Origin of the sequence: Vreelandella neptunia, assembly GCF_000712975.1 — a bacterium.
Taxonomy (GTDB): Bacteria; Pseudomonadota; Gammaproteobacteria; order Pseudomonadales; family Halomonadaceae; genus Vreelandella; species Vreelandella qaidamensis.
Window position 1 is genome coordinate 484,165 of record NZ_JHQL01000001.1, and the last position, 25,323, is coordinate 509,487.

The 25,323-nt window shown below is 53.5% G+C and carries 22 protein-coding genes; 16 read left to right on the forward strand and 6 right to left on the reverse strand.

All coding sequences use genetic code 11. From position 1 onward, the window contains the following. The first annotated feature begins 44 nt into the window (after nt 1-44). The 3 genes from CR46_RS0102200 to CR46_RS0102210 all read left to right on the forward strand — a co-directional run bounded on the left by CR46_RS0102200 (nt 45) and on the right by CR46_RS0102210 (nt 4,461). Nucleotides 45-2,027 carry a cell division protein ZipA gene (locus tag CR46_RS0102200; RefSeq protein ID WP_030069710.1) on the forward strand — a complete coding sequence of 661 codons (1,983 nt, stop codon included), beginning with the start codon at nt 45-47 and terminating at the stop codon, nt 2,025-2,027. 87 nt (nt 2,028-2,114) lie between these two features. Beyond that, on the forward strand, nt 2,115-4,178 hold the full coding sequence (gene ligA, locus CR46_RS0102205; RefSeq protein ID WP_030069712.1) for an NAD-dependent DNA ligase LigA: 2,064 nt from the start codon (nt 2,115-2,117) through the stop codon (nt 4,176-4,178). 10 nt (nt 4,179-4,188) lie between these two features. Beyond that, nucleotides 4,189-4,461, forward strand: coding sequence for a YheU family protein (locus tag CR46_RS0102210; RefSeq protein ID WP_030069715.1), 273 nt, complete (start codon nt 4,189-4,191; stop codon nt 4,459-4,461). Here the strand turns inward: CR46_RS0102210 and mnmC are convergent. Beyond that, complete coding sequence (gene mnmC, locus CR46_RS0102215) at nt 4,455-6,467, reverse strand: bifunctional tRNA (5-methylaminomethyl-2-thiouridine)(34)-methyltransferase MnmC2/FAD-dependent 5-carboxymethylaminomethyl-2-thiouridine(34) oxidoreductase MnmC1 (RefSeq protein WP_030069717.1); 2,013 nt, start codon at nt 6,465-6,467, stop codon at nt 4,455-4,457. The genes CR46_RS0102210 and mnmC overlap by 7 nt on opposite strands. A gap of 170 nt (nt 6,468-6,637) precedes the next feature. After that, on the reverse strand, nt 6,638-6,937 hold the full coding sequence (locus CR46_RS0102220) for a YciI family protein (RefSeq protein WP_030069719.1): 300 nt from the start codon (nt 6,935-6,937) through the stop codon (nt 6,638-6,640). Between the two features lie 178 nt (nt 6,938-7,115). Here CR46_RS0102220 and CR46_RS0102225 point away from each other — a divergent pair, with 178 nt between their 5' ends. Both CR46_RS0102225 and CR46_RS0102230 read left to right on the forward strand, forming a co-directional pair. Continuing rightward, nucleotides 7,116-8,063 (forward strand): PHP domain-containing protein, encoded by a 948-nt coding sequence (locus CR46_RS0102225; RefSeq protein WP_035536198.1) that lies wholly within the window; start codon nt 7,116-7,118, stop codon nt 8,061-8,063. Between the two features lie 63 nt (nt 8,064-8,126). Continuing rightward, a complete protein-coding gene (locus CR46_RS0102230) occupies nt 8,127-8,750 on the forward strand; it encodes an L-threonylcarbamoyladenylate synthase (RefSeq protein ID WP_030069723.1) in 624 nt (207 codons plus the stop codon). Nucleotides 8,751-8,915: 165 nt separating this feature from the next. On the opposite strand, the gene CR46_RS0102235 is transcribed toward CR46_RS0102230, so the two are convergent. Beyond that, nucleotides 8,916-9,812, reverse strand: coding sequence for an ion transporter (locus tag CR46_RS0102235; RefSeq protein WP_030069725.1), 897 nt, complete (start codon nt 9,810-9,812; stop codon nt 8,916-8,918). Between the two features lie 29 nt (nt 9,813-9,841). Beyond that, on the reverse strand, nt 9,842-10,750 hold the full coding sequence (locus CR46_RS0102240; protein WP_030069727.1) for a CYTH domain-containing protein: 909 nt from the start codon (nt 10,748-10,750) through the stop codon (nt 9,842-9,844). A 136-nt stretch (nt 10,751-10,886) separates the two neighbouring features. Between CR46_RS0102240 and CR46_RS0102245 the strand changes: the two genes are divergently transcribed. The 3 genes from CR46_RS0102245 (at nt 10,887) to argA (ending at nt 14,342) form a co-directional block, all read left to right on the forward strand. Beyond that, nucleotides 10,887-11,567 carry a TIGR00153 family protein gene (locus CR46_RS0102245; RefSeq protein WP_030069729.1) on the forward strand — a complete coding sequence of 227 codons (681 nt, stop codon included), beginning with the start codon at nt 10,887-10,889 and terminating at the stop codon, nt 11,565-11,567. A 9-nt stretch (nt 11,568-11,576) separates the two neighbouring features. Then, nucleotides 11,577-12,842, forward strand: a complete 1,266-nt coding sequence (locus tag CR46_RS0102250) for an inorganic phosphate transporter (RefSeq protein WP_030069731.1) — start codon at nt 11,577-11,579, stop codon at nt 12,840-12,842. 183 nt (nt 12,843-13,025) lie between these two features. After that, a complete protein-coding gene (gene argA, locus CR46_RS0102255) occupies nt 13,026-14,342 on the forward strand; it encodes an amino-acid N-acetyltransferase (protein ID WP_030069732.1) in 1,317 nt (438 codons plus the stop codon). A 95-nt stretch (nt 14,343-14,437) separates the two neighbouring features. Here argA and CR46_RS0102260 read toward each other — a convergent pair whose 3' ends face one another. Next, nucleotides 14,438-15,292 carry an SDR family oxidoreductase gene (locus CR46_RS0102260; protein WP_030069733.1) on the reverse strand — a complete coding sequence of 285 codons (855 nt, stop codon included), beginning with the start codon at nt 15,290-15,292 and terminating at the stop codon, nt 14,438-14,440. Between the two features lie 518 nt (nt 15,293-15,810). Between CR46_RS0102260 and CR46_RS18385 the strand changes: the two genes are divergently transcribed. The 4 genes from CR46_RS18385 (at nt 15,811) to CR46_RS0102280 (ending at nt 18,325) form a co-directional block, all read left to right on the forward strand. After that, nucleotides 15,811-15,948, forward strand: a complete 138-nt coding sequence (locus tag CR46_RS18385) for a hypothetical protein (RefSeq protein WP_198023685.1) — start codon at nt 15,811-15,813, stop codon at nt 15,946-15,948. Nucleotides 15,949-16,203: 255 nt separating this feature from the next. Further along, a complete protein-coding gene (locus CR46_RS0102270) occupies nt 16,204-16,692 on the forward strand; it encodes a hypothetical protein (RefSeq protein WP_051690100.1) in 489 nt (162 codons plus the stop codon). Between the two features lie 41 nt (nt 16,693-16,733). After that, the gene (locus CR46_RS0102275) at nt 16,734-17,162 is read left to right on the forward strand and encodes a phage holin family protein (protein WP_030069738.1); all 429 of its coding nucleotides are present in this window, start codon (nt 16,734-16,736) and stop codon (nt 17,160-17,162) included. Further along, complete coding sequence (locus tag CR46_RS0102280) at nt 17,159-18,325, forward strand: DUF3618 domain-containing protein (RefSeq protein ID WP_030069740.1); 1,167 nt, start codon at nt 17,159-17,161, stop codon at nt 18,323-18,325. The genes CR46_RS0102275 and CR46_RS0102280 overlap by 4 nt, the downstream gene beginning before the upstream one ends. 43 nt (nt 18,326-18,368) lie before the next feature. Here CR46_RS0102280 and xseA read toward each other — a convergent pair whose 3' ends face one another. Next, nucleotides 18,369-19,712 (reverse strand): exodeoxyribonuclease VII large subunit, encoded by a 1,344-nt coding sequence (gene xseA / locus CR46_RS0102285; RefSeq protein WP_030069742.1) that lies wholly within the window; start codon nt 19,710-19,712, stop codon nt 18,369-18,371. Nucleotides 19,713-19,962: 250 nt separating this feature from the next. Between xseA and CR46_RS0102290 the strand changes: the two genes are divergently transcribed. From CR46_RS0102290 to guaA, 4 genes are all read left to right on the forward strand, one after another. Continuing rightward, on the forward strand, nt 19,963-21,162 hold the full coding sequence (locus CR46_RS0102290; RefSeq protein ID WP_030069744.1) for a Na/Pi symporter: 1,200 nt from the start codon (nt 19,963-19,965) through the stop codon (nt 21,160-21,162). Between the two features lie 24 nt (nt 21,163-21,186). Next, nucleotides 21,187-21,873, forward strand: a complete 687-nt coding sequence (locus tag CR46_RS0102295) for a PhoU domain-containing protein (protein WP_030069746.1) — start codon at nt 21,187-21,189, stop codon at nt 21,871-21,873. Nucleotides 21,874-22,027: 154 nt separating this feature from the next. Next, complete coding sequence (gene guaB / locus CR46_RS0102300; RefSeq protein WP_030069748.1) at nt 22,028-23,497, forward strand: IMP dehydrogenase; 1,470 nt, start codon at nt 22,028-22,030, stop codon at nt 23,495-23,497. A 97-nt stretch (nt 23,498-23,594) separates the two neighbouring features. Next, a complete protein-coding gene (guaA, locus tag CR46_RS0102305; RefSeq protein ID WP_030069751.1) occupies nt 23,595-25,172 on the forward strand; it encodes a glutamine-hydrolyzing GMP synthase in 1,578 nt (525 codons plus the stop codon). Nucleotides 25,173-25,323: the final 151 nt, after the last annotated feature.

Sequence of the window (25,323 nt, forward strand, 5' to 3'; positions counted from 1 at the left end):
ATCGCACTTTTGCAACCGGTATATTGACCCATGGAATGCTCGACATGGAACTAAGAGAGTGGTTAATCATTCTAGGACTGGCACTGGTATCGCTAATTGTGGTTGATGGTGTGCGCAGGCTCCAGCGCCAACGTCGTGTGCCCCGTCTGGATCAAGCAGTCAACGATTTACCAGCAGCTAAGATCGAAGAATTTAATGATGAGATCAAAGAAGCTGAAATAAACTGGGAGCTGCCCAACGGCGGAGCCCGAGTTATTAAGCCTGCTGATTATAGTAATCTTGGTCAAAAACCCAAGCTAGAGCGCCAGGAGCATCCAGGGCCATCCAGGGTGCTGTCTGATTTTCGCCGTTCTTTTTCAAATTCTGCCAGCTCAGCTAAGTCAAAAGCTAATGCACATTTCTCTTGGTCTCGTAAAAACGAGCCGCGCAAAAATGAGCCTCTCAAACACGAGCAGCCGTCTACTGTCGGGCACTCCACGTCGGCGAAACATTCATCTGTTCAGTTAGATAACGCTTCGGTCGAGCACACGCTGGGCTTGTCTGCTGTTGCTGAACCTGAACGCCGGGAGCCGAGCGTATTTATGGCCGACGAAACCCCTAATGTTAATGTCGAGCCTCAGAAAGCACACACATCAGCTTTCACGGACGCTTCTAATTCTGATAGCTCTGGTTCGGGTATCTCTAGCGCCGATAATGTCTCTAGCGCCGATAATGATAATAGTGAAACGCAGCCAATATCTGAACGGGCCGAGAATTCGCCGCTGGATGCCGGTGACCAAGTGGCTAATGCTGAGAAAAAACAGGCAGCGTCCCCACAAGAAACAGTAACTACTGATCCTCAAATGTCTGAAGAGACGGTGTCAGAGGAAGTAAACAACTCCTCGATGAGTTCGATGAGTGCTGAAGAAACAGCAGTAAAAACCGCGCCAACGGCGGAGCTAAGCGAAGAGCAAGCAGAGCCAACGCTAAGAGTCGAACCGGAAGATGCAGCACATCATGCGTCTGGCGTGCCTAAGCGACGCCAGCTCCGTTCAGACACTGCCGGTGAAGAGAGAGAGTTAGACGATGATGAGGTTGATGAATACCGCTTAGTCGACTTCGAAGGCATTGGACGCTCCTTTAAACGTCGCTTAATTGAGCGCCGTAAAGAAAAAGCGCGTAAGAAAGCCGAAAAAGCTAAACGTGCGGAAGCTCTCGCTAAGCAAAAAGCTGAACGCAAAGCGCTTGAAGCTGAACGTAAGGCGCTTGAAGCGCAACAGCGTCGTGAAGCCAAAGAAGCGGCAGACGCCGAAAAAGCCCGTATTGCCCAAGAGCAAGCAGAAGCGCGAGAGGCGGCTGCGATCGCTGCCGCTGCGGAACGTGAAGCGGCACAACATAGTGAACCGACAGTCTCTACTCGCGACGTTTACGACGATAGTTACGATGATAGTTACCACGATGGTGATAACTATGAAGTTGGCTACGACGATGACGCACCTGAAATAGGGTATCGGGATAATGTTGTTCGTACGCATCCCACATTAGAAAAAGCGTTACGTCACGATGTTAATAGCGAGCGAGCCCGAGATACGCTAACTGACGCTGCTGAAATGGTCGTAATTAGTGTGCTTTCGCGGGAACCTGAAGGGTTTGATGGCGGAAAGCTGCTTGAGCTAATCATGGCCTGTGGCCTTCGTTATAGCCGTGAAATGGGGGTTTTCCATCGTTTTGAAACTGAAAGTTTCGACAGCGAACTACAGTTTTCAATGGTGAATGTCCTTAAACCAGGTACGTTCCCGATTGAAGAAATGGATGAGTTTGTAACCCCTGGTATTACGTTCCTGATGCCACTGCCGGGTGCTGAAGATAGCTCAGCAGCGTTTGAAGCCATGGTTGAAACGGCGATGGTGGTCGTACGCCATATGGGTGGCGAGCTTAAAGATGAGAACCGTAGCGTAATGACGGCACAAACCATTGAATTCGCAAGACAGCGTGTTCATGAGTTTGAGCGTCGTCATCGTCTGCATCGTCAACTTCAAGCGCGTTAAGCAGCACATTACGTTAACACCCGCCTTCCCTAAGAAGGCGGGTGTTTTTGTTACTAAACACCTGTTTTTGTATGCCGGAACAATTGAATGAGTCAGCCTGAAACCATACTGCTAGAAGAGATTAGTCAGCTGCGCGCTGACCTGGATGATGCAAACTACCGCTACTACGTGTTGGACGAGCCAAAGCTGACCGATGCAGATTATGACCGCAAGCTGCAGCGGTTGAAGCAGCTGGAATCTGAATACCCTGAGGTAGTGTCACCTGATTCCCCTACTCAGCGGGTAGGGGCCGCGCCAGCAGAAGGGTTTCCTGAAGTTGCTCATGCGATTCCGATGCTGTCGTTAGATAACGCTTTTAGCCGTGACGACATTACGGCGTTTGCCGAGCGTGTTGCTGAACGCTTGGAGTGTGAGGCTGGGGAGATTGAATTTAGCTGTGAGCCGAAGCTCGACGGTGCTGCAGTCTCGCTAGTGTACGAGCAGGGCGTACTGGTTAGTGGCGCGACCCGTGGCGATGGCCGTACGGGGGAAGGTATTACATCGAATTTGCGAACCTTACGGTCTGTTCCGTTAAAGCTAATGGGTGACAGCATTCCAGCGCTGTTAGAAGTACGTGGCGAAGTCATTATGCGCCACGCGGGTTTTGAAGCGCTCAATGATCGAGCCAGGGAAGAAGGCAGCAAGGTATTCGCTAACCCGCGTAATGCGGCGGCTGGCAGCCTACGTCAGCTTGATCCGCGAATTACCGCAACTCGCCCATTAGAGTTTCATGCTTATCAAGTTGCCCGCATCGATATGATGCATTTGGGTGACGGCGCGCTTAGCAATGACGCAATGACAACCCATAGCCAGCAAATGGAAAAGCTCAAAGCGTGGGGCTTTCGCGCAAGCGCCGAACTTCGGACTGTCAATGGCCCTGAGTTGGTGGCCGATTACTGCGAGCGGCTGGGTGAAAAGCGCGACCAGTTGGGTTACGACATTGATGGCGTCGTGATTAAAGTAAACGACCTACGCCAGCAGCGAGAACTTGGCTTTGTCGCGCGCGCGCCACGCTGGGCGGTAGCGTTTAAGTTTCCTGCCCAGGAAGAAGTCACAACGCTAAACGATGTGGAATTTCAGGTAGGCCGTACCGGTGCAATTACCCCGGTTGCTAGGCTAGCGCCGGTCACTGTTGCCGGTGTGACGGTATCGAACGCTACGCTGCATAATGCCGATGAGATCACTCGCTTAGGTGTGATGATTGGCGATACGGTGGCCATCCGGCGTGCAGGTGACGTGATTCCGCAGGTGGTGCGGGTAGATATCGAAAAGCGTCCGGCCGAGGCGCGAGAAATTATTTTTCCCGACCACTGCCCGGTGTGCGGTTCAGATATTGAACGGCTGGCAGGTGAGGCGGTCGCTCGCTGCTCGGGTGGGCTTTATTGTGCCGCACAGCGCAAAGAGGCCCTGAAGCATTTCGCCAGTCGTAAAGCGTTAGATGTGGATGGATTGGGTGAAAAGCTGATTGAGCAGTTGGTGGATCTGGACTGGGTGAAAACACCGGCGGACTTATTTCACCTATCGGCTGAGCAGCTTCAGGGGCTGCCACGCATGGGTGAAAAGTCCTCGGCCAACTTAGTAAATGCCTTGGGTAAGGCCAAGCACACCACGCTGGCACGCTTCATTTACGCCTTGGGTATTCGGGAAGTAGGTGAAGCCACAGCAGCAAACTTAGCCAGCCACTTTGGCACTCTGCAGACCCTGCAAGAAGCTGATCAAACAGCGCTGGAGGCGGTTAATGATGTTGGCCCGATTGTCGCCGCTCATGTTCACACCTTTTTCCGTCAGCCCCATAACCTAGAAACGCTGAAAGCCTTACTTGATGCAGGTATCACTTGGCAGGAGAGTGAAGTAACGCAAGGCCCAACGCCCTTAGCAGGTCAAACCTGGGTGCTCACTGGTACGATGGACAGTATGACCCGCGATGAAGGAAAAGCGCGGTTACAAGCACTAGGCGCTAAAGTGGCAGGCAGTGTTTCCAAGAAAACCACCTGTCTTGTGGCAGGCGAGGCCGCAGGCAGTAAGTTAACCAAAGCAGAGCAACTGGGCGTTGAAGTGATCGATGAAGCCACCTTTATCGAGCGTCTAGCTGCCTGGGAGCAGAGTGAATGAGCCGTTTTATATGAGCCGTTTTATAGAAGTGCCCGCGCGACTACTACCGCCGGAAACGCTGGATGCGTTGCTTGAAGCATTTGTGACTCGTCAGGGGTATGACACCACTGATACTGGCGCAGGTATGAATGGCTGGGTAGCCGAGCTTAAACAGCAGCTTGAGCGTCACGAGTTGATTATTGCTCACGACCTAGAATTGGAAATGACCGAAGTGATGACCCTCGCCCAGTGGCGCTCCTTTGGGCGAGATCTTGCCGACGATGAGGAAGAGGGCGATTACTGAGCGCGTATTAGTGCACTGATAATTCGTCGTCCTGGATGTAAATGGTCCACTAACGTTAGCTCTAGCGGCATAGGGTCATCACATAGTCGTGAGGCAATGACTTCGGCGCAGAGCGGAGCACTGGAAAGTCCCCGAGAGCCGTGAGCGGTCGATATCCACAGCCCTGAATGGTGCTCACCTTGGGTATCAGGCACGTTAGAAGCATCTTTTTGCAGCGCCACGTAATCCTGTTGCCATGCGTCGGCATGGGGTACTGGCCCGGCGTAGGGGCTTTTGTCAGGGCTGGCTGCCCTTACTGCAGCACGACCTGCTAGCGTGTCAGGGCTCAGCGCCACGCCCGCAGTCTCAAGTGTTGCGACCCATTCAGGCAGTGTTTGGCGTAATTCATCAATATTGCGCTGATGATCTGCTGTTGTAACGTCGCTCGTGGCGTTATTAGGCATAAAGCTGGCCCCAAACGTCAGCACGCCTTCCACTGGCGGCGACACATAGCCGCCCGCGCATACCACACGTTGCGGGCCTTGAACTCCCTCAGGAAGCTTCATTTCGCTTACCTGGCCGCGAACTTGTTGTAATGGAAGCGCTGCCGTTTGTTCAAAGCGGTTAGCTAACGACGCATTGGCCACCACAACGTGATCAGCGGTCAGCGTTTCACTGCTGGCCAATTCAACCTGCCATGCGCTGTCGTGGGGCTGTAGATTGGCTACTTCCCCGTGGTGCAAGGTGATATTCGCATGCTGTAGCAGGTGTTTGCAGAGTAGTTTGGGGCGCACCCAGCCTGCCTGGGGATAAAACAGTCCATGACCCGCAGTGATGGGAAGACCCACCAGCTCACTAAGTGTCTCGCTTTGCGCAGATACCACCGCTTCTGGCAGTGGGTGGCGTGCCATAAAGCGCTGCTGGCGAGTAGCCTCCTTGTCACTTAACGCCAGTTGTACCACGCCACACGGCTGCCACAGCGGCGTTTCCTGTGGTGAGGTGAACGCCTGCTGGCTAAGCCAGCGCTGGCTGTAGAGAAGCCCTGATAAATAGAACCGACTCTGGTGATTCGTTTCCGCTGCTAGCTTTACATACAGCGCTCCCTGGCGATTACCGGAGCCACCTGCGCCAGGAGCATCGCGTTCAATGACCGTTACCTTAATCCCGCGCTTGGCCAACGCCGCTGCTACGCTGCAACCGGCCATGCCCGCCCCAATAACGACCACATGGTTAGCAGGCTTGTCCGTAGGTGGCATAAACCAAGGCGTTGATTGGCGGCGAGTGTCTTTAGGCGGTGTGTCGATATAGCCTGCTAACATTTCCCGCTTCCGCCCAAATCCAGGCACCTTTTGCCAGCTAAACCCCGCTGCTTTTAATCCTCGTTTAACGACACCTGCGCAGGTAAATGTGGCAAAGGTGGCCCCAGGGCGAGAGCGCGCGGCCATAGCGTCGAATAGTTCAGGCTGCCACATTGCTGGGTTTTTAGCAGGCGCGAAGCCATCTAAAAACCAGGCGTCGACTTGGCCGTCTAACAGGTTCAACCGTTCGGTTGTATCGCCAAAGTGCAGGTCGAGGGTTACTCGGTCGCTGAGATGAAGACGATGAATACCGCTGACTGGTTCTGGCCACTGGGCGCATAGCACCTGTGCGTAGTGCGCCAAAGAAGGCCAGGCGTTTAACGCGCGCTCAAGAGACGTCCGATCAAGAGGGTATTTCTCGGTGGATAACAAATGCAGGCGCGCAGTACTCTGTGCGTGCTGTTCAAAACAGGCCCATGCGCACAGCATATTAAGTCCGGTGCCAAAGCCTGTTTCGCCAATCACAAACGCGCGGTGGTGTTGCCAATTCGCAAAGCGCTCGGGGAGGTGATTCGCCCCCAGGAAAACGTGCTCGGTTTCAGCCCGGCCATCTTCCCTAGAAAAATACACATCGTCGAAAGCGTCTGAATGGGGCGACGTCTCGTCCCAAGTGAGTGAAGGGGCGCTTAATGCCAAGAGCGGAGGCAGGTCAGTGGAGCGTTGGGTCACGCGGATATCCCATGGTGTGAAAATGAGTGATATAAATTGGTTAAAAAATGATCAACTTGTTGATGCGGGCATTATCTCTGGCCTAGAGAAAAGCGTCCGCCGAGTTTTCACAGAGTTTTCCACAGGCTCTGTGAAAAAGAAGGCGGACTCTTCACACTCGCCTCAATCGGTCAAGGCATAACTTTTTTAAACGGCTTAACAATTACCTTGGCATAGACCCCTGCAATGATGTATGGATCCGCGTCTGCCCATGCTTGCGCGGCATCAAGGCTTTCAAATTCGGCAACGACCAAGCTGCCGCTAAAGCCCGCATCGCCTGGGTTATCGGTATCTATAGCCGGGTGAGGCCCTGCCAGAACCAAGCGGCCTTCATCACGCAGCTTTTCCAGACGAGCAAGGTGATCCGGGCGTGCCGCCAATCGGCGCTCCAAGCTGTTGGATACATCTTCACTGATAATAGCGTAAAGCATGGGGATAACTCCTTGAGTGCTGGGGCGGTTGTCCAGTGTCGAATTGACCGCGCCCTTGTAAGCGCGCACCATGGCGAGCGCCTGTAGACCGTGAAAGGGAAACAGGATGCCTGTTTGTTCACACCATTTTTATTCACACCTTCCTATTCTGACAAACTCGCCACATGGCGTCATGCTTATGCCCTTACTTCCTGCGAACTATCTTCCTGCAAACGCTCTGCCTCCGGTGTTTGATGTCGACCAGCGATACTCGGTGGATTTACACATGCACTCTACCGCGTCAGACGGCGCGCTAACCCCTACTGAGCTAGTAAAGCTATGTGCTGAGCGTGGCCTTACCCACATGTCGCTGACTGACCATGACACTATGGATGGTGTTGACGAGGCAAGTGCGGCAGCAGAGCAGGCAGGCTTATGCTTGATACCTGGCTGCGAGTTATCTACGCGTTGGCAAGGGATCAATATTCACGTTGTGGCGCTTATGCCCGGCGGCTTGCAAGGGCCTCTGGTAGAGGGGCTTAAGCAGCAGCGCGAAGCACGTATCCAACGCGCTGAGGTGATCGCTGAGCGATTAGAAAAAATGGGCTTACCAAACGCGCTAGAAAAGGCACGCGCCCAGGCAGGCAGCGACCGCCCATTAGGCAGACCCGATTTTGCCCGCGCGCTGGTCGCCGAAGGTGTGGTTGCTGACTGGGCTGGCGCGTTTAAGCGCTATTTAGGCAGTGGTAAAAAAGGCGATGTAAAAGCCCACTGGCCAGAAATCAGTGAAGCAGTGGCCTGGGTGGTTGCCTCTGGCGGCGTGGCGGTGCTGGCGCACCCGTTGCGCTATGGGCTTACCCGGCGCAAGCGAGGTTTGCTGATGGATGCCTTTCAAGCTGCAGGCGGGCAAAGCGCTGAGCTGGTGAGCGGACAGCAAAACCCTGATAGCACCCGTGATCTGGCTCGGCAATTGGTCGAACGCAACTTATACGCCTCTATGGGCAGCGATTTTCATTTTCCTGGCAGCCATGCCGCCCCCGGCAGTATGAGTGTCATACCACGCACTGCTGCGCCGCCAATTTGGCAGCATTCGCGCTTAATTCATTTACGCGATGCACCCAGTGGCATGTTAGGCCCTGGGTCTTAAAGCGCATATCGGCTAACCTTGAAACTAAATGGACAACGATGTGCCCACGGGCAGGAGCAAGTGATGAGTCAATATTTTCAGATTCACCCCGAAAACCCACAGAAACGCTTGATTGATCAAGCCATCGATATCATCCGTAAAGGTGGAGTGGTCGCGTACCCAACGGATTCAGGCTATGCACTGGGCTGTCACTTGGGTGAAAAAAAGGCCATTGAAAAGATCAAGTGGCTGCGCTCGTTAGACGATAAACACAATTTCACACTGATGTGTTCGGATCTTTCCGAGATTGGCACTTACGCTAAAGTGGATAACGCCGTATTTAGGTTGCTCAAGGCTCACACCCCAGGGCCTTATACCTTTATTTTAGATGCCACCACCGAAGTGCCGCGGCTGTTACTGCACCCGAAGCGCCGTTCTATTGGCGTACGCGTGCCCGACCACCGCATTACCCATGCGTTGCTTGCTGCGCTGGGTGAGCCTCTGATGAGCGTGACGTTGATTCCAGTAGGCGATACCTTGCCAATGAGCGACCCTGAAGAGATCCGCGACCGCTTTGGGGCACATCTTGATGCCATTATCGATGGCGGAGCCTGTCACCTTGATCCCACCAGTGTAATTGATCTACGTGAACTGCCACCCAAAATCATACGGGAAGGGCGTGGCGATATTTCGCCGTTTGAGTCTTAACGCTGTTTAGAACCCCGGTCATGAAAGTGGCTTCAACATGCATAAAGAAATCGCTTTAGCCAGTTAATAGACGTTTTCTAGCTAAAGCGATGTTTGCTTCGTGTAAGTGCTTTGCTGTTTGTAAGTGCTTTGTTGTTTGTAAGCGCTTTGCAGCTTGTAAGTGCTTTACTGTTTTAGGCTTTCGTCGTCTTCCCCCGTTTTCGCTGATTTCTTGCGTGGGTCTTCTGTTTCTTCATCCAGCCATGTGCCACAGCGTAGACAATAGCGGGCGCGTTTTTCATGGTGGTCGTGGCCACAGCCGGGGCAAGCTTCTTCTGAGTAGCGGTCTTCGCGGATAGAGCGGATAACCTGGGCGGAAAATACTCCGGTCGGCACTGCAATAATCGAGTACCCGAGCAGCATCAAGATCACCGTGATGGTCTTGCCGACTGAGGTGGCAGGCACAATGTCGCCATAGCCCACCGTGGTCATGCTGACGATTGCCCAGTACATTGACATCGGTATGCTGGTAAAGCCTGCTTCCGGCGACTCGATGGTGTACATCAGCGCCGCAAATAGCATCACCACCATCATAATGCTGCTAAAAAACAACAAAATTTGGCGTAGGCTGCGTTTGAGTGCACTGATGAGCAGATGTGCTTCCCCAACAAACTCCATTAAACGCAGAATACGAAAGATGCGTAAGACACGCAGAATACGAACAATGACGAGCCCGTGAGCGCCGGGTACAAGCAGTACGAGCCAAGTAGGCAAAATGGCTAGCAGGTCAACAATGCCGTAAAAGCTCTTCAAGTATAAGAAAGGGCGCTCTAGGCAGTAAATCCTCACCGCTAGTTCAATCGTAAATAGCAGCGTAAATACCCACTCTACATAGAGAAAAATGTGTCCGTAACGCTCGGAATAACTGTCTACGCTGTCTAGCAAAATGACAGCCACGCTCATTAAAATGGCGATAATTAGCGCAATATCAAAGGCTTTGGCCCCCGGCGTATCGGACTCAAAAATAATATGAAAAAGTCGCGTGCGAAGTCCTTCTGCACCGGGAGTTAATTGAAAACTCATCGCGTCATCCTGAAGTGGGCTAAATGTTTCTAGCGTAGCGTGGTTTGATAGGCGAAGCGATGCGCCAACGTTAACGCAGCAACGCCGTAAGCGGGCGTTGGTTGCCCGTTGTCAGTCAGTGCCGTGGTCAGGGTATGAGCATCGCAGCGGGCGTTTTCATCCAGCTGTGGGTGGGCGGCCAGCGTGGCTAGCGCCTGTTGTGTGATGGTTAGATGCTGTGCAAGCCCACTGTCGTGATAGGCATCCAGCGCCATCGTGGCCCTGTGCAGCCACTGAGCCGGTGTGTCAGCCTCGGGTAGTAACCACTGCTGCGCGCCTAACGCATTTCCACGCGCCGCTTTGCTGGTATCCGAAGGACGCAGCGGCACGCTTTCTGCAAGCACCAAGGCCAGCGACCAAAGCGCCTCTGGTACCCCCGCTTTTAATTCCAGCTCAACTTCACAAATAGTGGCTTGAGCGCCACCGCTGACAATCTCCCCTTCGTCTAGCACTAGCTCGATGTGGCTGTCTAGCCAGTCGATTTGCCAGCTGCGCCGAGTAAAGTCGGTGCGCAGCGCAGGGCGTAGCGCTGATATCGCTGTGCTTAATGAACCTTCAAAAGGCGGCAGGGCAGCCAAACCACGTTGGTCAAGCTGCGCACCAGGGACTTGCCACTCCCACTCTTGTCGGGTGGAAAGGCCACCGCCACCTTTGCCAGCGGTTTTTACCGTTTGTAGCACGCGATCATCTATTTGGCGTAGGCGCACAGCAATTCGTGCTTTTGCCATATCCCCTGCTGGTGTATCGAAATAGGTGTTCGCAAGGTGCTGCTGTTGGGGTGATGTGGCTAGCACGTAGTGACTCAGCAACGCGTTCCGCTGGGCGGGGGCAAGGGCAAGTTTAAGCTCGATTTCTGTTGGTTCAGAAATAGGCGATGAAAAAGCAGTTGAATTTTTCATGACATTAGCCACCTTTTTATCGTGACGTTTCAGTTAAATTTTGATGACATTATGAACTTTTCATGACGGCGGCTGGCGCACTCTTTATACTGGCGCCCGCCATTTCCAGGCTCCCCGAAAACAGGCTAAAGGCTATATGGTTACCCCCAATCCTTTTTCTGCGATGTTTGGCCGCTCGCCATTCCAGCCATTGCTGGCCCACATCGTCAAGGCCAATGAATGTGCCGACCAATTGTTGCCGTTTTTTGAAGCATCGCTTGCTGGCGACTGGGACACTGCATCTGAACTGCGTGAAAACGTCACTCGCTTAGAGCATGACGCCGACACGCTAAAAACAGAGCTACGGCTTAATCTGCCTAACACGATGTTCCTTCCCGTCTCGCGTTCTGATTTGCTCGACCTTATCAGTGTGCAAGACAAGATCGCCAATAAGGTGCGCGACATTACTGGCATTATGCTTGGCCGTAAAATGCGCGTGCCCGATGAGCTGGCTGACCCCATGCGCGATTATATGCGAACCAGCGTAGCTTGCGTGGCTCAGGCGCGTCAGGCGTTAGAAGAGCTGAAAGACCTACTTGAGTCCGGTTTTGGGCGCAATGTGTCTGATGTCATGCAAAAGATGATCCGCGAGCTGCACACCCTTGAACACCAAGCTGACGATCAACAGATCACCATTCGGCGACAGTTGTTTGCGCTTGAGAATCAGCTTCCACCGGTCGACGTGATCTTTCTTTACAAGATTATCGATTGGGTTGGTGAGCTATCCGATCGCGCCGAACGCGTGGGCAGCCGCCTACAGATTTTGACCGCCCGCTAAGGAAATTCCATGCAGATTATTGTCCAGAACAGTGAAATCTTCATTATCCTGGCCTGTGTGTTTGGCTTTTTTATGGCTTGGGGCGTTGGTGCTAACGATGTAGCCAATGCGATGGGGACTTCGGTAGGGTCGAAGGCTATCACCATCAAACAAGCCATTATTATTGCGGTTGTCTTTGAGTTTTTAGGTGCTTGGTTAGCGGGTGGCGAAGTGACCGCAACCATTCGAGGCGGGATGCTTGACCCCGTATTGTTAGCAGATAACCCTCAGCTATTGGTTTACGGCATGCTTTCCGCGCTGCTGGCAGCTGCTATCTGGCTAATGATTGCATCGGCGCGTGGCTGGCCAGTGTCTACTACCCACTCTATCGTAGGCGCTATTGTTGGTTTTGGCGCGGTAGGCCTTGGTGTAGAAGCGGTTGCCTGGGGCAAGGTAGGTCAAATTGCATCTAGCTGGCTTATTTCACCGCTGCTTGCAGGTACGATCGGCTTTGTACTGTTTAAGTCGGTGCATCATCTTATTTTTGAAAATAAAGACCCCTTCAGCGCTGCAAAGCGTTATGTACCAGGGTATATCTTTTTGGTCGGCTTTATCGTTGCGATGGTCACCCTGACCAAGGGCTTAAAGCACATTGGTTTGGACCTAAGCTTTGGTCAAAGCCTGCTGCTTTCTGTTGTCATTGGTATCATCATTATGGCGCTCGGTGTGATCATGGAACGCCGTGTTAAATACGTTCAGAACACCAGCGATCACTTTGGCTACGCCAACGTTGAACGGGTGTTCGGCGTACTAATGATCTTTACGGCCTGTGCGATGGCGTTCGCCCATGGTTCTAACGATGTTGCCAACGCTGTAGGCCCACTGGCAGCAGTCATTAGCGTTGTGCGTAGTGAAGGCGTTATTGATAGCGCGGCGCTTGTGCCTTGGTGGGTGCTGGTGCTGGGTGGCGGCGGCATTGTGGTCGGCCTTGTTACTTACGGCCATAAAGTGATTGCCACCGTAGGTACTGGCATTACTGAGCTTACGCCAAGCCGTGGCTTTGCCGCTACACTGGCTGCCGCGACTACGGTAGTACTGGCATCGGGTACTGGCTTGCCGATTTCAACCACCCATACGCTGGTAGGGGCGATCTTGGGTGTGGGGCTAGCACGCGGTATGGCGGCACTTAATCTGCGTGTTATCGGTACGATTGCGATGTCATGGTTGATCACTTTGCCTGCAGGCGCTGGCTTGGCTATCCTGTTCTTCTTTATGTTTAAAGGCATGTTTGGTTAATGCGGAAGTAAATCCGCCATAGTACGCCCTTGCTCGATGCTAGTTTAGGTCGATAACGCAGCGGCACCTTCACGCAAATTAGCCTGTTTCCGGGTTGATTTGCACAAGAAGGTGCCGCTGTTTTTTGCGCTCTGTTAAAGTAAACGCGGATATTTTCATTTACCTGCTGCCGGAGAGCGGCCCTTGGACACACGCTTCCCTTTTGTTGATTGGTTTCGTAACGCTTCCCCTTACATTAATGCCCACCGGGGACGAACCTTTGTCATCTTAATTGAGGGCGAAGCCATGGCGTCTGGCCGAGGAGAGCAGCTGATACAGGACTTAGCGCTGCTACACACCTTGGGCGTGCGGTTAGTCGTGGTGTTTGGTATTCGACCGCAGGTACACGAAGCGTTGACGACTGCTGGTGTCGAGCCAACACGGGTGGATGGTCGCTGGGTAGCTGACCGAGCGGTGATGGCCCATGTGGAGCAGGTGGCAGCACATCAGCGGCTATGGTTAGAAGCACGGCTTTCTTTAGGCCTGCCTAGCACGCCGCTGCACGGGGTGGAGCTAAGCGTAATTTCTGGCAACTTGGTGACCGCCAAGCCCCTTGGTGTACGTGAAGGCGTCGATTTTGACCACAGCGGTGAAGTGCGTCGTGTGCGCGCGAGTGCCATTGAAGGGCTGCTGGAAAAAGGCTCTCTGGTGTTGCTGCCACCGCTTGGCTTTTCCAGTACGGGTGAAGTGTTTGATTTAGATGCCTCAGAAGTGGCGCAACATGCTGCCGTCGCGTTGAAAGCGGATAAGCTCATTCTATTAGGCGAATCAGAAGGGCTTGAAGACGAGCAGGGCGCACTATTACGCCAGCTTTCTCCGGCAGAAGCCGAACCGCGACTGCAACAGGCGTTGCCGGGTAGTGAGCTGGCCCGCCACTTGAACGCCGCCTGCACAGCGGCCCGAGAAGGGGTGGCGCGCACCCACCTGCTTTCTTGGCGTAACCACGATGCCCTGTTAGGGGAGTTATTCACTCGCGACGGCGTTGGGACCATGATCACCCAGCACCGCTACGAGCAGCTGCGCCCGGCCACATTAAACGATGTCGCTGGTCTGCTAGAGCTGCTGGAGCCGCTTGAGCGACGGGGCATGTTGGTAGCTCGTTCGCGGGAGCGGTTAGAGCACGAAATTGACGATTACATGGTCATTGAACGTGATGGCATGGTGATTGGCTGTGCCGCGCTGCATGTTTTCCCTGACACCACGGTGGGGGAAATGGCCTGTGTCGCCGTGCACGGCAACTATCGCGGCGGTGAGCGCGGCGAGCGCTTGGTGGAAGCATTAGAGCGACGCGCCCGCCAGCGTGGGCTGACCGAAATGTTTGTACTGACGACGCACACGGCCCATTGGTTTGTCGAACATGGTTTCCACTCGGCAAGCTTAGATGACCTACCGCCGTTAAAACGTGAAGCCTATAACCACGCCCGAAAATCCAAGGTGCTGGTCAAGACGCTAACGCGATAGCAAAATGTGGATAGTAGTGTAGTTGTCGCACATGGTTACTACTTAAGTAGAAAGCTAAGAAGGGCGGCTTGGCCGCCCTTTTGATAACTAATGTCTCAGGTATTCAAAATAACGCCGCCGTTTAAGTGCAGCGTCTGACCGCTCATATAAGACGACTCTTCACTGGCAAGATACACATACGCTGGGCCAATTTCACTCGGTTGGCCGGGGCGCTTCATAGGCACTTGCCCGCCAAAATTGGCGACCTTCTCTTCATCAAAGCTGGCGGGAATTAGCGGTGTCCAGATAGGCCCAGGAGCCACGGCATTAACTCGAATACCTCTATCCATTAACGACATCGCCATGGACCGCACAAATCCCTGAATGGCGCCCTTCGTGGCGGTGTAATCAATCAGCGTGTCGTTGCCTTTAAAAGCGTTGATTGAGGAGGTGGAGATAATGGTATCGCCATTGTTTAGGTGAGGCAGCGCCGCTTTAGTGAGGTAAAAATGACTGAACACATTGGTTTGAAACGTGCGCAGTAGCTGGTCATCAGGAATATCCGTGACATCGTCCCAGTCATACTGCTCAGCGGCGTTATGAACCACCACATTGAACTTGCCAAATGCTTGTAGGGTGCGTTCAACAATGTCGCGACAAAAAGCCGGTTCTGCCACATCACCTTGCAGTACCAGGCAGCGTCGTCCTTCTGCTTCTACTAAGCGTTTGGTGTCTTCGGCATCTTTAGGCTCTTTAAGGTGCACGATAACACTATCAGCACCTTCACGGGCGTAATGCACCGCCACAGCTCTACCAATACCGCTGTCGCCACCAGTAATAATGGCAATTTTATCTAACAACTTATCGGCACCGCGATAGCTTTCGCGAATATACTCCGGCGTTGGTTGCATTGCATGTTCAGCGCCAGGCTGTTGATTCTGATGCTGCGGGGGTTGCTGTTGATCGCTCATGTGCGTCCACTCCTTTGTTGGCACAGATGGGTTGGTATTGCTTTTAAAGCTAGCCTATTAAAAAGCTGCGAAATTGAAAGAGCATAAGGGATTACTTATATGTATTTACATTTGCGTGTTTACATTTACGCATTTACATTTTTAAGAGTTTGATGGCTCACCTATAAGGGCTTAATCACGCCATTACTAACGTAGACCAATGACGCAAGGATGGGCAAATGATAGCCAAGAGGTTAGGTAATTAGGTGGTTGGATCGTTAGATAAAAATGCGGATAGTAAACGTTAATAAACTCAGTTTAAATTTTAAATCAGGCATTGTTAATGATGCGCTGCTGTCACAAGTGGCTGTTTTGACGGTTTTATAAACTGAGGCGTGGCGAGATCGGTTGGGGAGAGTAGTGCTGGGCTGTGGCAAGTAAACGACAAGCGACTATAGTGTATAAACCTATTCACATCCCTTGGCACGCAAGGCTGTAGGGCGACTACCAAGCAGGGCTGCCAAGTAGTAGGAGGTAATATGCAACAACCTGATAAAGACGATCAGAAGAAAGATCAGCGCGACGATCACCACGATGATGCCAACCCAATGCCCGACACGCACCATGTCAATCCTGATGGCGATGATAAGCCGTCTCCCAAGAAGTCTACTTCCTAATTGATTGTTTTTACCTATAAAAAGGGTGCTACTAATAAGTGGCACCCTTTTTTATAGGAATAGGTTGTTAATTAATGTCTGTATTTTTAAAAAGTTTTTATTTTAATTTAAATTGCAGGGTTGATTGATATTTGTTTGGTTTTTCAGGTTTATTTGATAATCCGGCTGCTTTAAATTGAAAGCTAAAGGTAGCCCGCTATAGTTTTGGAGGATAGATCATTTTCGAAGAGAGTAAACGACACGGAGGATGTCATTATGACCGAACAAGGAAAGCATCACCCTTCACATGATTACGATTCGCTTAAACAAAAAGGCCAAGAGAGCGCTGCAGAGATAAAAGATGCCGCAGAGCAGCAGGCGGAAAATGCGTTTGCTCAACAGCGCGAGAGCGCAGCCGAACAAACCAAAATAGTAAGTGCTGTGTTCCAGAAGGCTGCGGACGAATTTGATCGCCAGAAACAGCCATTTTGCTCACAGCAGACAAGAAGGCTTGCCCAAAAAGTAGACCGCTTTTCGCAAACGATGCGCGACAAGGATCTGCATGGGCTATGTAAAGAAGCAGAAAACTACGGAAGAAAAGAGCCAGCCCTATTTATCGGTGGCGCTATTGCCGCGGGTTTTTTGGTCACGCGTTTTCTGCGCAGCTCTTCAACCCATTCTGATACAGCTAATTCACATGCTGCTAATAACGGCTCTCAGCATCAAGCCGGCGAACACAATGCTGTGCAGTCAAACCGCGTTTAACGCAGAGCCATAGGCTAAAAATTGTATGCGGGAGATACAGAATGGATTCAGATAGCAAAACGACCGGTTCAGTCGGTTCGCTACTCTCAACGCTACTCAATGAGATAACCGCTTTAGTGCGTGGCGAAGCGGAACTAGCCAAAGCCGAAATGTCTGAAAAGACCCATCAAGCCATGGCGGGTGTTGCGGCAATAGCACTCGCTGGTGCAGTGCTACTTGGTGGTTTTTTAACCCTGCTGGCGGCGGTAGTGCTGCTTTTAAATGAGGTACTGCCTCCGGAAACTAGCCCGTGGATTTCTGCCGTTATTGTAGGTGCTGTTGTTACGCTGATCGGTGCATTAATGCTGAAGGCGGGGCTAAGCAAGGTGAGTGTCCAAGGGCTAATGCCTAATCGCACCATTAATAGTCTGCGTAATGACAAAGCGCTTTCTAAAGAACATCAGCGTCACGTCAAGGAGGAGGTGAAATGAGCGACCATAATCAGCATCGACATCCCGATGATATTGAAAAAGATATTCATCAATCGCGCGAACGGCTTGATTCTACGCTGCATAAAATTGAAGAGCGATTTTCGCCCGATCAACTGCTACACACCACTTATGACTATCTCCGCCAAGGCGGTGCCAACGAGTTTTTTTCCAACCTGGGAACGACCATTAAGCAAAACCCTGTGCCGGTACTGCTCACCGGAGCTGGGCTTGGCTGGTTAATGTTGCGCCAAAGTAACCCACAGGCTGAAACACCGCGCTACGCAACTAATGTTCATGCTACCTCGGAGTCTTTAGAGCAGCCTGCTGCAGTGGCTCAACACTCGTATTCTTCTCAGCCCCCTTATTCTCAGAACCCTTACCCTCAAGGCCCTGAGACTAATCAGGGAGTGGGACACAATCATAATAATGGTGAGCAGGATAATGGCAGCCGAATGCAGCAGGCGAAAGAGAGCGCCCAGCATATTGGCCATAGTGCTAAAGGCGCAGCGCACCATCTAAGCGAAAAAGCCCAACAGAAGGGAGGTCGTATGCACGATTCCATCTCTCATGCCCAACAAGGGGCTCATGAACGCTTTGACCATATAAAGGAGCGTGCCCATCAAGCTAGCAACACCTCATCGGACTTTATTCAAGAGCACCCGGTGGTAGTGGCAGCGCTAGGGTTTGCACTGGGGGCAGCGTTGGCAGGCATTTGCCCATCCACCCGTAAAGAAGATGAATACTTAGGTAAGTATCGCGACCAAGTGGTGAAAAAAGCAGCTGATGCAGGCGAAGAGCAAGTGGATAACGCCCAGCAAGCGATTCATGAAAAAACCGAATCAATAAAGCAGCCTGCCGAAAAGCAAGAGTCGCCATATAGCACGCCTACTGCTGATGAAAGTGCTTCAACCATCAGTGCCTCAAGTACAGGTGCTTTAAATAGCAGTCCTTCAACGGCGAACCCTTCAACGGCGAACCCTTCAACGACGAACCCTTCAACGACAGATGTTACTAGTGGACATACGCCTAGCAAACCTTCTGTGAATGAAGGCGTGGCTACCAATAGGCCAAAGGTGCCAAGCACGCAGCCGGGGCTAGCAGGTTCTAATACGCCTTCTGGGAATATCCAAGGTAATGACACTAACCTACCACCGCGGCCATAACGAAACGCCGCAGACGCGGTAAGCGTGCTGGTTAGAAGCGGCGCTACTTTTTGTAGCGCCGTTTTACTTCCACGTTTAGCCTGCCTTCACCCAGCCGTAGCGAGAGCTTCTGGCCTGGCACGGTGTCTTCTGCCCGACGGATAACATGGCCCTTTTCATCCTGGGCAATGGCATAGCCGCGCCCCAATACTGCAAGCGGGCTGATGGCATTTAGCTCACGGGCAGCACTACTCAAGCGTGCCTGACGTACTTCCAACGCTCGCTGCATAGCGCTGGCTAAACGGCGCTGAAGCTGGCTAATATGCTCTTGTTCTGCACGGTGCAGGCGCGCCATATCTTGGCTGGCTAAGCGCTTGCTTAACTGCGTGACCCGCGCTTGCTGCTGCTGAACGCTTTGCTGCATGGCGCGCTGCAGCCGTTGATAAAGGGCGGTAACGTGTTGCCGCTGGCGGTCAAGCTGTTCGCCAGGATGGCGAAGCCGGGCACGCAAGGTATCCAGCCGTTGGCTATCGCGCTCTAAGCGTGCCTGCATGGCACGACGTAAGCGGTTTTCTAGCTGAGACAATTGGTGCTTTAGCGCTTTTTGGTCAGGCACTAAACGCTCGGCCGCCGCTGACGGGGTAGGGGCACGCATATCCGCAGCGAAATCCGCTAGGGTGACATCCACTTCGTGACCCACCGCTGACATCACCGGCAAACGGGAGTGAAAAATCGCCCGTGCTAGATGCTCGTTATTAAACGCCCACAAATCCTCTAAGCTACCGCCGCCACGGGTGATTAGCACCACGTCCTGGTCAGGGTCTAAGCGTGCCTGTCGGTTTAATAACCCCAGTGCAGAAATCATTGCAGGGGCGGCCTCGGCACCTTGTACGGGCACCGGAATCAACGTGACATCCGCCAGGGGCCAGCGCGCCGCCAGCACCGCCAACACATCGCGAATGGCCGCGCCGCTGGTAGAGCTTAAAATCAAAATCTTGCGGGGCGGAAAGGGCAGTGAACGAGCATTGGCAAACATGCCTTCGCTTTCCAATTGCACTTTTAGGCGCTCATATGCCGCCAGTAGCTCCCCTAAGCCTGCCGCCTGCACGGCCTCGGCAATCAGCTGATAGTCGCCGCGCGGTTCGAACAGCGAGACGCGCCCGCGTAGTTTTACCTGATCGCCATCGCGCATGGGGGCGGCAACAAACCTCGCCCGCTGGCGAAATAGTGCACAGCGAATTTGCGCGCGGTCATCCTTCAACGTGAAGTAAATATGCCCAGAGGCCGGGCGAGAAACGTTCGAAAGCTCGCCTTCCACCCATACCTCACCCATGTTTCGCTCTAGCGCTTTGCGAGCCTTGAGATTGAGTTCGCTGACTGAGAAGATGGCGGTGTTTGAGGCGGTCATGGAGGCAGGTGTCGTCCAACGCTTGCGGTGCGATAGTCAGTGTTAGGGTGCAACCATTAGACAATACGCTAACCTGTCTCAGCAAACGTATTCGCCAGGGTGCTTAGGTTTGCAGCCGTGAGGCGAATGTTCACCGTTTTGTTTTGCATTCGTCATCAAAGTGTCACATAACCGTGCTAAGTTGCTCGCCGACACAAAACTGTCATCAAAACGTCATACATAGATTGTCCACCAACACGGCAGACCACTTATGTCGAATCTCGGACCTTCCACCGATCGTCCTGCTCTTGCTCGCGAGGTGCCGCGTGAGGTGCCCGCGTGGTTACGCGGTATTTATGCCGGCCTGTGCCTGTACCTGTTCCTGGCCGCACTTAACGTGCTGGGCGCGGGCCTGGGTACCTTTGGTAGCGACAGCGACCTTCTGACCCGCGCCTTCGCTTTTGGCGCGAACCCCTTTATTGCCTTGATGGCAGGGGTGTTGGTTACCATGGTCGTGCAGAGCTCGTCGTTCACCTCGGCGCTGATCGTCACCCTGGTGGCTAGCGGCGAGATGACCCTGGGCACTGCTGTTTTTGCCATTATGGGCGCCAATATCGGCACCGCCGTTACCGGTGTCATCGTGGCCCTGGCGAACGTGCGGATCAAGCGCAACTTCCGCCGCTCGTTCACCGCGGCGCTGATGCACGACTTATTCAATATTCTCACGGTTCTGCTGATCTTCCCGGTGGAGTGGCTGACGGGAATGTTCCATGAGAATGGTTACGGCATCTTTACACGGCTAGCCGGTTGGGTAGCGGAGCTGATTGGCTTGGAGGAAGTTGCCAAGCCCAGTAGTCCGATTAAGGTAATCACTGCTCCCATTGTTGATGTCGCTAATTGGCTGGGGGCCTCCCTGATGCCCAGCGTGGCGGCTGCTGGCCTGTTCGTCGCGGGCTTAGGCCTGCTGCTGATGTTCGCAGCGCTGGTCTTTATGGTGAAGAATCTGCGCGGTGCGCTGCTGCGCCATATGGATGGCCTCTTCCGCACCTATTTCTTCCGTACCGATGCGCGGGCCTACGGGGTCGGGGTGGTGTCTACGGTGCTGGTGCAATCGAGTTCTATTACCAGCAGCCTGATGGTGCCCTTGGCGGGAGCGGGCGTGGTGCGCCTACGCCGAGTGCTACCCTTTATGATGGGGGCCAACCTGGGTACCACGATTACCAGCGTACTGGCGGCTACTGCTAATCCTATCGCTGCGGCGATGACGGTGGCGCTGTTTCACGTTATTTTTAACTTAACCGGTACCGCCATCTGGTGGCCGCTACGGGTGATTCCACTGCGCATTGCCACGTGGTATGGCCGCTTGGCTGGTAAGCAGATCCGCTACGCTTTTATGTTCCTGATTGGCGTATTCCTGGTGGTGCCGGTGGTCGGCATTACATTGACCGAATTATTCATGCGCCTGCGCTAAGCGCGGCCAACCGAGGGGTTTCCCATGTTTAAACAGCTTTATAGTGCGCTTACCTCGGAAACCAGCATCGATCAGGCCTACGCAGACCTGACCAAGATGCTGGAGCATGGTGCTTGGATGTTCGCACGTGCCAACGAGGTGCTTTACAGCACAGTGCCTGCCGAAGACGTGCGGCAGCCGCTTTATCAGCGTGATGTGGCGGTCAACGAGCTTGAGCGCTCTATCCGCCGCAAGGTGTTGCGCCATCTGACCGTTAATCCCGGCCACGATGTGGCTATCTGCTTAGCGCTGATGAGTGTTGCAAAAGATGCCGAGCGCATTGGCGATTACTGTAAAAACGTCTTTGAAGTTGGCGCTTTTTACAGTGAAGGCTTTCACGTAGATCATTATCAAAAGCCCTTGGATAAGATCTCCGAGCGTTTATCTGGGCTGTTCAAAGAGCTCATCGCGGCTACACGAGACTCAAACGAAGCCCAAGCTCACCGTATTATCACAGCTACCCGCGACATCGGCGGAATCTGCGATGACCTCATCGAAGCGCTGCTGGGTGAAGAAGAGGCGGTTGAGTTTCATGAGGCCGTGGCGTATTCGCTGTTGGCGCGCCACTACAAGCGGGTTTCTTCCCACTTGGCCAATATTGCCACAGCGGTGACTGGGCGTTTGGAGGATCTGGACTTTCCCAGCGAGGCCGATGACCGCGCGCTAGATTAACGTCGCCTAGGTTGAAAAAGACAAGCAGCTCCCTTTAGTGGTGCTGCTTGTTTTGTATATGCTCCCATCGCATTGCTGGCACACCCCTCCAAACGTTATAATAGCGGATTAACTTTCCACGCCCCACTTCCTCTTCAATCAGGGTGTTGCCGCTATGCTACGTATGGCCCAAGAAGCACTTACGTTCGATGACGTACTCCTCGTTCCCGGCTTCTCCGATGTTCTGCCCAAGGATGTCAGCCTCAAAACCCGCCTGACCCGCAATATTTCACTCAATATCCCGCTGCTTTCCGCTGCAATGGATACCGTTACCGAAGCGCGTCTAGCAATTGCGATGGCTCAGGAAGGCGGCATCGGCATTATCCATAAGAGCATGACCATGAGCCAGCAAGCCGCTGAAGTGCGCAAGGTTAAAAAGCACGAAAGCGTGATTGTAAAAGACCCGGTTACCGTTAGCCCTAAGGCGAAGCTGGATGACCTGCTGGCGATGGCGCGCGAGAACGGCTTCTCTGGCTTCCCCGTCGTAGAAGGCGAAACCCTGGTGGGTATTGTGACCGAGCGTGATATGCGCTTCCAGCCCAACCACGGCGACAGCGTTGCGGACATCATGACTCCCCGCGAGCGGTTGGTGACCGTTAAAGAAGGCACCGACCTTGAAACCAGCAAAGCCAAAATGCGCGAACACCGCATTGAGAAAATGCTGATCGTCGATGACGAGTTCCACCTGCGCGGTTTGGTTACCTTCCAGGATATCGAAAAAGCCCGTACTTACCCGATGGCTGCCAAAGATAGCGATGGTCGCCTGTTGGTGGGTGCTGCCGTTGGTACTGGCCCCGAAACGCCTGATCGCGTTGCTGCCCTGGCCGAAGCCGGTGTGGATGTGATCATTGTTGATACCGCCCACGGTCACTCTAAAGGCGTTATCGATCGCGTGCGCTGGATCAAAGAACACTTCCCGAACATCCAAGTCATTGGCGGCAATATCGCCACCGCCGCTGCCGCCAAAGCGCTGGCCGAAGCGGGCGCAGACGCCGTTAAAGTCGGCATTGGCCCCGGTTCTATCTGCACCACGCGTATTGTGGCAGGCGTTGGCGTTCCGCAAATCACCGCGGTGTCTAACGTGGCAGAAGCGCTGAAAGAGTTTGATATTCCGCTGATCGCCGATGGTGGCATTCGCTTCTCTGGCGACTTAGCCAAAGCCATCGCTGCTGGCGCAAGCGCCGTGATGGTCGGTGGCCTGCTAGCCGGTACCGAAGAAGCGCCGGGTGAAGTCGAGCTTTACCAAGGCCGTACCTATAAAGCCTACCGTGGTATGGGCTCCATGGGTGCCATGTCTCAGAACCAGGGCAGCGCCGACCGCTACTTCCAAGATAAAGCCGAAGGTGCCGAGAAGTTGGTGCCGGAAGGCATTGAAGGCCGCGTACCCTATAAAGGCATGATGGGCGCTATTGTTCACCAGCTGATGGGTGGCCTGCGCGCTTCCATGGGCTACACCGGCTGCCGCGATATTCAAGAAATGCGCACCAAGCCGGAATTTGTACAAATTACCAGCGCTGGCTTTAACGAATCCCACGTTCACAACGTGCAGATCACCAAAGAAGCTCCCAACTACCGGGTGAGCTAACCAGCACGTTTAGTAAAATGGCGCGGCGAGCATTGCAGCTCGCCGCTTGCTTTTTGGCCTTACCAGCGACCCCACACCGCTTAACCGAGACCCCGCCATGAGTGACATTCACGCCCATAAGATCCTGATTCTTGACTTCGGCTCACAGTACACCCAGCTGATCGCCCGCCGTGTACGTGAGATCGGTGTATTCTCCGAAATCCGCGCCTTCGATATCACCGAAGAAGAAATTCGCGAATACAACCCTAACGGCATCATCCTGGCCGGTGGCCCGGAATCCGTGACCGAGTTGGATTCCCCGCGAGCACCGGCGTGCGTGTTCGAAATGGGCCTGCCGGTGTTTGGCATCTGCTACGGCATGCAGACCATGGCCGAGCAGCTTGGCGGCAAAGTGGAAGGTTCCAACCAGCGCGAATTTGGCTACGCCCAGATTCAAATAGATGCTGAAAACGCGCTGTTCAAAGACATTAAAGACCACGTCGACGCCAGCACTGGCAAAGCATTACTTGATGTGTGGATGAGCCACGGCGATAAAGTAGCCCAAGTGCCTGACACCTTCACCGTGACCGCTTCCACGCCGAGCTGCCCAATTGCCGCCATGGCCTGGGAAGAGAAACAGTTCTACGGCGTACAGTTCCACCCGGAAGTAACCCACACCCTGCAAGGCCAGCGCATTCTTGAGCACTTCGTACTGGATATTTGCGGTGCCGAAAAACTCTGGACGCCTGCACAAATCATCGAAGACCAAGTGCAGCGCGTGCGCGAGCAAGTAGGCGACCGCCATGTATTGCTTGGCCTTTCCGGGGGTGTCGACTCCTCGGTTGTGGCGGCGCTGCTGCACAAAGCCATTGGCGACCAGCTGACCTGTGTATTCGTCGATAACGGCCTGCTACGCAAAAACGAAGGCGACCAAGTCATGGAAACCTTCGCCAAGCACATGGGCGTGAAGGTGATTCGTGTCGACGCCGAAGAGCTGTTCCTCGGCAAGCTTGCGAGCGAGAAAGACCCGGAAGCCAAGCGCAAAATTATCGGCAACACCTTTATCGACGTGTTCGATGAAGAAGCCAGCAAAATCGACGGCGTCGACTTCCTGGCCCAGGGCACCATCTACCCGGACGTGATCGAATCCGCGGCCTCTAAAACCGGCAAAGCCCACGTGATCAAATCCCACCACAACGTTGGTGGTCTGCCGGAAACCATGAAGCTCAAGCTGGTCGAGCCGCTGCGCGAACTGTTTAAAGACGAAGTGCGCAAACTCGGCCTCGAACTCGGCCTGCCTTACGATATGGTCTACCGCCACCCGTTCCCTGGCCCCGGCCTGGGCGTGCGTATTCTGGGTGAAGTGAAGAAAGAGTACGCCGATATCCTGCGTGATGCCGACGCCATCTACATCGAAGAACTGCGCGCCGCCGGTTGGTACGAAAAAACCAGCCAAGCCTTCGCCGTGTTCCTACCGGTGAAATCGGTAGGCGTCGTCGGCGACGGCCGCCGCTACGAATGGGTCATCGCGCTACGCGCCGTCGAAACCATCGACTTCATGACCGCCCGCTGGGCGCACCTGCCCTACGAGCTGCTGGAGAAGGTCTCCAACCGTATTATCAATGAGTTGGAAGGCGTCTCGCGGGTGACCTATGATGTGAGTAGTAAGCCGCCTGCTACGATTGAGTGGGAATGATCACACGTTAGGCACTAGCTGGTACTAACTGGCATTAATTTACACTTAAGCCCATGTTTTCATGGGCTTTTTTGTTTTTATGTCTGGCAGTGTTTGGCAACTGATGGCAGCGGGAAGCACCGCTTGAGCGTGGTATCCAAGGTGGTATTAT

Bases quoted from the DNA above. Each gene is read 5' to 3' on its own strand.
- CR46_RS0102200 (WP_030069710.1), top strand. From the start codon at position 45: ATGGAACTAAGAGAGTGGTTAATCATTCTAGGACTGGCACTGGTATCG.
- ligA (WP_030069712.1), top strand. From the start codon at position 2,115: ATGAGTCAGCCTGAAACCATACTGCTAGAAGAGATTAGTCAGCTGCGC.
- CR46_RS0102210 (WP_030069715.1), top strand. From the start codon at position 4,189: ATGAGCCGTTTTATAGAAGTGCCCGCGCGACTACTACCGCCGGAAACG.
- CR46_RS0102220 (WP_030069719.1), bottom strand. From the start codon at position 6,937: ATGCTTTACGCTATTATCAGTGAAGATGTATCCAACAGCTTGGAGCGC.
- CR46_RS0102225 (WP_035536198.1), top strand. From the start codon at position 7,116: ATGCCCTTACTTCCTGCGAACTATCTTCCTGCAAACGCTCTGCCTCCG.
- CR46_RS0102230 (WP_030069723.1), top strand. From the start codon at position 8,127: ATGAGTCAATATTTTCAGATTCACCCCGAAAACCCACAGAAACGCTTG.
- CR46_RS0102235 (WP_030069725.1), bottom strand. From the start codon at position 9,812: ATGAGTTTTCAATTAACTCCCGGTGCAGAAGGACTTCGCACGCGACTT.
- CR46_RS0102240 (WP_030069727.1), bottom strand. From the start codon at position 10,750: ATGAAAAATTCAACTGCTTTTTCATCGCCTATTTCTGAACCAACAGAA.
- CR46_RS0102245 (WP_030069729.1), top strand. From the start codon at position 10,887: ATGGTTACCCCCAATCCTTTTTCTGCGATGTTTGGCCGCTCGCCATTC.
- CR46_RS0102250 (WP_030069731.1), top strand. From the start codon at position 11,577: ATGCAGATTATTGTCCAGAACAGTGAAATCTTCATTATCCTGGCCTGT.
- CR46_RS0102260 (WP_030069733.1), bottom strand. From the start codon at position 15,292: ATGAGCGATCAACAGCAACCCCCGCAGCATCAGAATCAACAGCCTGGC.
- CR46_RS18385 (WP_198023685.1), top strand. From the start codon at position 15,811: ATGCAACAACCTGATAAAGACGATCAGAAGAAAGATCAGCGCGACGAT.
- CR46_RS0102270 (WP_051690100.1), top strand. From the start codon at position 16,204: ATGACCGAACAAGGAAAGCATCACCCTTCACATGATTACGATTCGCTT.
- CR46_RS0102275 (WP_030069738.1), top strand. From the start codon at position 16,734: ATGGATTCAGATAGCAAAACGACCGGTTCAGTCGGTTCGCTACTCTCA.
- CR46_RS0102280 (WP_030069740.1), top strand. From the start codon at position 17,159: ATGAGCGACCATAATCAGCATCGACATCCCGATGATATTGAAAAAGAT.
- xseA (WP_030069742.1), bottom strand. From the start codon at position 19,712: ATGACCGCCTCAAACACCGCCATCTTCTCAGTCAGCGAACTCAATCTC.
- CR46_RS0102290 (WP_030069744.1), top strand. From the start codon at position 19,963: ATGTCGAATCTCGGACCTTCCACCGATCGTCCTGCTCTTGCTCGCGAG.
- CR46_RS0102295 (WP_030069746.1), top strand. From the start codon at position 21,187: ATGTTTAAACAGCTTTATAGTGCGCTTACCTCGGAAACCAGCATCGAT.
- guaB (WP_030069748.1), top strand. From the start codon at position 22,028: ATGCTACGTATGGCCCAAGAAGCACTTACGTTCGATGACGTACTCCTC.
- guaA (WP_030069751.1), top strand. From the start codon at position 23,595: ATGAGTGACATTCACGCCCATAAGATCCTGATTCTTGACTTCGGCTCA.